2 protein-coding genes and 1 pseudogene are annotated in these 6,206 nt (G+C 39.3%); all 3 read right to left on the reverse strand.

What is annotated here, in order from left to right; genetic code table 11:
* Window positions 1-209 precede the first annotated feature (209 nt).
* Window positions 210-3,125, reverse strand: coding sequence for an isoleucine--tRNA ligase (ileS, locus tag BN338_RS08140; protein ID WP_039760882.1), 2,916 nt, complete (start codon window positions 3,123-3,125; stop codon window positions 210-212).
* 249 nt (window positions 3,126-3,374) lie between these two features.
* Window positions 3,375-5,021, reverse strand: coding sequence for a porin (locus BN338_RS08145; protein ID WP_039761195.1), 1,647 nt, complete (start codon window positions 5,019-5,021; stop codon window positions 3,375-3,377).
* A gap of 739 nt (window positions 5,022-5,760) precedes the next feature.
* Window positions 5,761-6,047 (reverse strand): annotated as a pseudogene (locus BN338_RS11280) (Arm DNA-binding domain-containing protein); the annotation flags it as partial.
* Window positions 6,048-6,206: the final 159 nt, after the last annotated feature.

Consider the following 6,206-nt stretch of genomic DNA (forward strand, 5'->3'; position numbering starts at 1 on the left):
ATTGGGAATATTTTTATTTCACGTTTTCTCACTGCTTATTCCATCTCCTAAGTATATGGCTGACTCATATTCCCGCTATTTATGAGAGAACGGTCCATAAACAAATTTCCCCCCTGCAGATAAAATAACGGAATTGACTTCGTATCACAAAAAACTATATTCATCAATATCAGAAATCTACTTGCATTTCTTTCCTTTGATTTAAAATTTTAAATCTTGCCAAGAATTTTTAATTCCCGCAAAGCAGCTGCATCACGAGCAGAAACATCAGGATAAGTCGGATCGCTCCCAACATCTTGCGTATAACGCCATGATCGAGCACATTTTTTGCCCAATGCTTTCTCTGGATATACACCAACACCTTCAACATCATTCAAAGTAAAAGCATCAAAAGGCATTGTATCTTGCGTAATTGTGAGAGCACTGGTGATACAAATTTCCGCCATATCCACATTTTCTAATGCTTCCCGTAAAACCGGATTGGCAATAAAAACGATAGGAGCAGCTTCTAACGAGGATCCAATACGCTTATCGGCGCGTTCAAGCTCTAAAGCACCTGTCACAACTTTACGGACCTGCCGAATTTTTTTCCAACGCTCAGCCAAAGATTGATTTTGCCATTCTTCTGGTACAGAGCGAAATTGTTCCAAATGCACCGATTGGCTTTCTGGGTAACGCTCTAACCAAGCTTCTTCCATCGTAAAGGGCAGCATTGGAGCAAGCCATGTCACCATTCGTTCAAAAATCTCACGAACAACCTGCAAAGAAGCCTTACGTTTTTGTGAGGAAGGCGCATCGCAATAAAGAGAATCCTTACGGATATCAAAATAAAATGCCGATAACTCAATGATTGAAAAATCTAATAATGCACGCATGATTTTTTTAAAATCAAATTCATCGTAGGCGCGATTAATCAATTGATCCAGTTCAAAAAGCCGATGTAATATAAACTTTTCCAGATCTGGCAATACACCATAAGATATTTCTTCTCCTTCATCATAGGCTAAAGTTCCAAGCATCCAGCGAATTGCATTACGCAATTTACGATATGAATCCACATTGGTTTGAAGAATTTTTTTACCTAAACGCTGATCTTCCCAATAATCTGTTGTCATGACCCAGAGACGAAAAATATCAGCACCAGATGTTTTAATGATCTCCTGTGGAACAACTGTATTGCCTAACGACTTAGACATTTTCTTACCATTCTCATCCAAAGTAAAACCGTGTGTGATTACTGTCTTATAGGGAGAACAAGCACGCGTACCACAACTTTCCAAAAGAGAAGATTGAAACCATCCACGATGTTGATCAGAGCCTTCAAAATAAACATCTGCTGGCCATTTCAAATCAGCCCGATCTTCTAACACAAAGCTATGACTTGCTCCAGAATCAAACCAAACGTCCAGAATATCATAAACCTGCATCCAAGGCTCATATGCACGCTCACCTAAAAAACGTTCACGTGCTCCTTCAGCAAACCATGCATCGGCTCCTTCTGCTTCAAAAGCTCGTAAAATACGCTCGTTCACACCTTCATCCTTCAAAACAACTCCATCCTCATTGGCAAAAATACAAATAGGAACACCCCAAGAACGTTGACGCGAAAGGACCCAATCAGGACGATCTTCTATCATAGAAGCAAGGCGGGTTTGCCCAGAAGATGGCACAAAACGCGTTTTTGAAATGGCTTCCAAAGCCCGACTGCGTAAAGTTGAACCATCTCCAAGATCTTTATCCATTGAAACAAACCATTGCGGTGTATTGCGAAAAATAACAGGTTTTTTCGAACGCCAACTATGGGGATAGGAATGCTTTAAACGCCCCCGTGCAAACAATCGATCTGCTTTAATTAAAGCATTAATGACCTCTTTATTGGCATCACCCATTTTTCCATTATCATCAATAACACGTGCAGGTCCTCCTTCACGATCTGGTCCCAAACCCGGCACATCTTTCGTATAGAAACCCGCATCATCAACAGGAAAGGGTATCGATGTATCAATTCCCATTTGCTCTAATAAAAGCTTATAATCATTCCAAATTTCAAAGTCCTCACGTCCATGGCTTGGTGCTGTATGGACAAAACCTGTACCAGCACTCTCTGTCACGTGAGCCCCCTCAAGCAGTGCAATCTTATAACTATACCCTCCAGCCAAACCTTTGAGTGGATGAGAAAGAACAAGAGCTTTCAATTCGTCAGCAGAAATAACACGCAAACGCTTCAAAACGAGTTTGGCTTTTTCTGCACAACTCATCGCTAGAGCATCTGCAAAGAGAAGTTTTTCTCCCACTTGAGGACCAAAATCATTTTCAGCACTTTCAACTTCGTAAATACTATAAGAAATCTGCGAAGAATAACTCACTGCACGATTGCCTGGAATTGTCCATGGTGTTGTTGTCCAAATGACAACATAAGCACCATATAGATCATCAGAATTTGCTTCAACAATAGGAAACTTAACCCAAATCACCTCTGATTCATGATCGTGATATTCAATCTCAGCCTCTGCCAAAGCTGTACGCTCCACAACAGACCACATTACCGGCTTGGAACCACGATAAATCTGATCTGACATAGCAAATTTTATCAATTCACTCGCAATGCGTGCTTCGGCATGAAAAGCCATTGTGGTATAAGGTGTGTTAAAATCTCCCACGACACCAAGGCGTTTAAATTCTTCACTTTGAACGGTCACCCAATGCTGTGCAAACTCACGACATTCTTGACGAAACTCGTTAAGAGGTACCTCGTCCTTATTTTTTCCTTGTGCTCGATATTTTTCTTCAATTTTCCATTCAATTGGAAGCCCATGGCAATCCCAACCAGGAACATAATTTGCATTAAAACCCCGCATTTGGAATGAACGGACAACAACATCCTTTAGAACTTTATTTAAAGCATGCCCAATATGAATATGACCATTTGCATAAGGTGGACCATCATGCAGAATATAAAATGGACGATCTTTTGCTTGTTGACGCAATTGCGCATAAAGTCCCATATTTTCCCAACGTGCCATTAATTCAAGCTCTTTTTGCGGAAGCCCTGCACGCATAGGAAAATTTGTTTGTGGGAGATAAAGAGTTTTTGAATAATCTATTGTTTCATTTTTCACAGTCATTGTGAAATATTCCTGTCCACTTTTACGATTTCATTTTTGCATAACTTCCCTGAACCCTGCAACTCTGGTTTTTATCTATAGGGAAAGCCGAGCTTATCATTCGTATTAAGCAGCGATCAAGAAAATATATCATTAAACTTCATGGGCTTTATCATGAAATTCACAAGAAAAGAAACAAAAAAATGATCTTGAAAAAATAAAGGCTCCACGACCAGTGGAGCCTCTTAGAAAATTACTCTTTAAAATAATTTAGAATTTATAAGCGACACCAACACGGAAATCATTGGTTTTGTAGTTAACTTCAAGTTTTTCCTTTGCAAATTTCTTTTTACCAAAATCAGAATAACGATACTCTGCGCGCACAATCACGTTATCCAACACAGCGAAATCAACGCCACCACCAAGTGTGTAACCAATCATGGTTTTTGTTTCATCAGTTAAGTTCTTAGAAGAAACGACGCTTCCATCCTCATCCTTAACGGATATTGATATAGTGTCTTGGAACTGCCCATAAGCAATTCCACCAGCAAGATAAGGCATAAAGCGATCAGCAGCAAAACCAATACGTACCCGTGTAGCTCCACCCCAATTTTGTTTGAAAGTATGGCTTACAGTTTCAACTTCATCCTCTTGATCAAGACCAAGTTCAGAAGCCATCCTTTTCATTTGTTCTATACCATATATACTGGCATCACTCTTATCCGCCGCTTGTGTACTTTGTGCACCATGAGAATGATAACCATGTGGATTAGTACCATGTGCATGAGCACCAGAGCCATGCCCAGCTGCATGAGATCCACTACGCGAATGAACATGTCCACTACCATGGGTACTATGATGACCTCCATGCTGAGCTCCGCTTGTTCCATTGGAAGTTTTTGTCTCTGTTTCAGATCCCCCTGATCTCGCCAGTTTTAATTTCGTACTCGGTACTGTTCTGTCTGCTAATGATGGTTGTTCCGATGTAGATTTTACCGACACAGAGCTACTTTCTCCCGGTTTTGTTGATGTAGTAGGAGGTGCTGGTTCTTCTTTTACCTTTTTTTCAGTTTCTGATTTTGCAGATGTGTTTTCTCCACTTAATCCTACTCCTGATGATTGCTCTCCTGTACCTGATCTTGCCAATAAGAGCGTTGATTGCTTTGGTGTGTTTGTTCCTGTGGTAGAGGGTGTTGGTTTAGATACAACAGCAGTAGGTTGTGCTGAACTCTTTAACGTTGCGTTTGTCACTGATTCTGTTTCTGGTTTTGTCACTTTTTGGGAAGCATCTTGTGATGCTACAGGTGCTGGTGAGTTTAATGCTTTTCCGGAATCAGCACCGTCAGTTTTTGTTGATTTTTCTGATGAGTCTTCTGTTGCTTTTAATTGTTTAGTTTGTGTTGTTGAAGCTGGTTTCGCTGCTGCTGTTTCCGTTGTTGCAGCTGGTTCCGCTGGAACAGGTTGCACTACCAGAGAAGATGTCGGTACTTCTGCTGATCTGCGTGATCTTCCTACTGCATTTTCTATTGTAGCGTTATCAGCCGCACCTATAGTAATGCTCTTTGTGTGCTTTTTTCCAGATAGAATTAAATCCGTATCGACACCAAAAATAAAGTTGTCTCCGAGATCAATATTAGCCCCTGCATAAAAACCACCTGCAAAACCTGAAAGTTTAGGAGAGAACTCTTTATCCAGTGGCAAACTCTTTTCTTGACCAACAAGAGCCAAATCAGCCTTGCTTGAAAAGCCACCAGCCTGGATACCTAAATAAAGACCTGTCCATGAAAAAGCAGGAGCAACAATGGTAGAAGAAGTCGATGATGCTGGCTGATGAGGAATCAAGACATCAGCAGCGAGCGCTGTAGACGCTGAAATTAAAGAAAAAATAGACGCTGTTATTAAACGTTTTGTATTCATAAAATCTCTCCAAATATCCAAAATGATGTGTATATAGAGCATCTTTTTTGAAAGATCTGTAGCAAAAATATCACACTCACAAAAAATAAAGAATTTTTGAAAATAAGGCTTCTGAAACATTTGAATCATTCAGTTTTATATTCAATGAAAATAATCACTCTGAGAATTAGGTGTCTTAAAGTTGAATTCTTTTCATTAAATTTTCGCATGGCTGTCAATGACAACATTCTTTACAAATTTCTTTTACAGAAATCTGAATAACGGTATTCTGCACGCAACAAAATATTGCTTGTCATTGGGAAATCAATGCTAGCGAAACCCATGAAACTTTACCTTTAAAAAACCAAGCACCATCAAAGTTTTATCAAATACAATATTCACAAAAAACTTTTAGATTCTTTGCAAAAATATTTCCGTTCTGTCGCATCACTTTGATTTATAAAGATAACTTATTGTTTGCATATTGAATGAGAAAAACTAATACCGTAGAATTTTCTCATTTAAAACCTATTCCATGTTGAATCAATCAAAACGATGTCTCTTGTATGTCACAACTGGAGAACGTATGGGTAAAAATATTAAGGACAAGATTTAAAATACTTCTTGTAAATGCTCTTAACAGCTAAGATCCGTCTGCAACATTGGTGGCTAGAAAAATGTATGATGATGCCAACTGGCTCTTTTTATGAAGCGTAAAGGTTAGTGGTACGCAATAGATTTTTATTATATTGGAGACTTTATTGCTTATTGCCGCACGCTTTTGTTTATTGCGTTCTTTTATGGAGTCACGACCTTCATGTAAAATAGAATGCCATTGCATTGCATATTCACGGCTTGTTTTAAAGAGACATCTCTCAAGGTATCCAAGCCTATTTTGCGACGGCGTCCATGAATGGTATAACGATAAAGCCATTGAGCACCTCCATCTTGACGCTTATGAAGAAGTAAGCCAGCGCCATCGTTATATTTGCCAGCTCACAATGTTGCCGACAGCCCTTGGCACTTAAGACGGTTCATAAGAGCCATTTTTAGTCCTTTCTTATACAGTTTTTACCCACACGCCAGCCCTAATTGTGACGTGCAAGCAAAAGATTTTGATTGACTCAAGATAAACAGATTTGAAATGAGAGAATCTTACGTTATTCAGAGTTCTAATTCAATATGAATAACGATAAATTATCATTA

It is taken from the genome of Bartonella queenslandensis AUST/NH15 (assembly GCF_000312585.1).
Lineage (GTDB): Bacteria > Pseudomonadota > Alphaproteobacteria > Rhizobiales > Rhizobiaceae > Bartonella > Bartonella queenslandensis_A.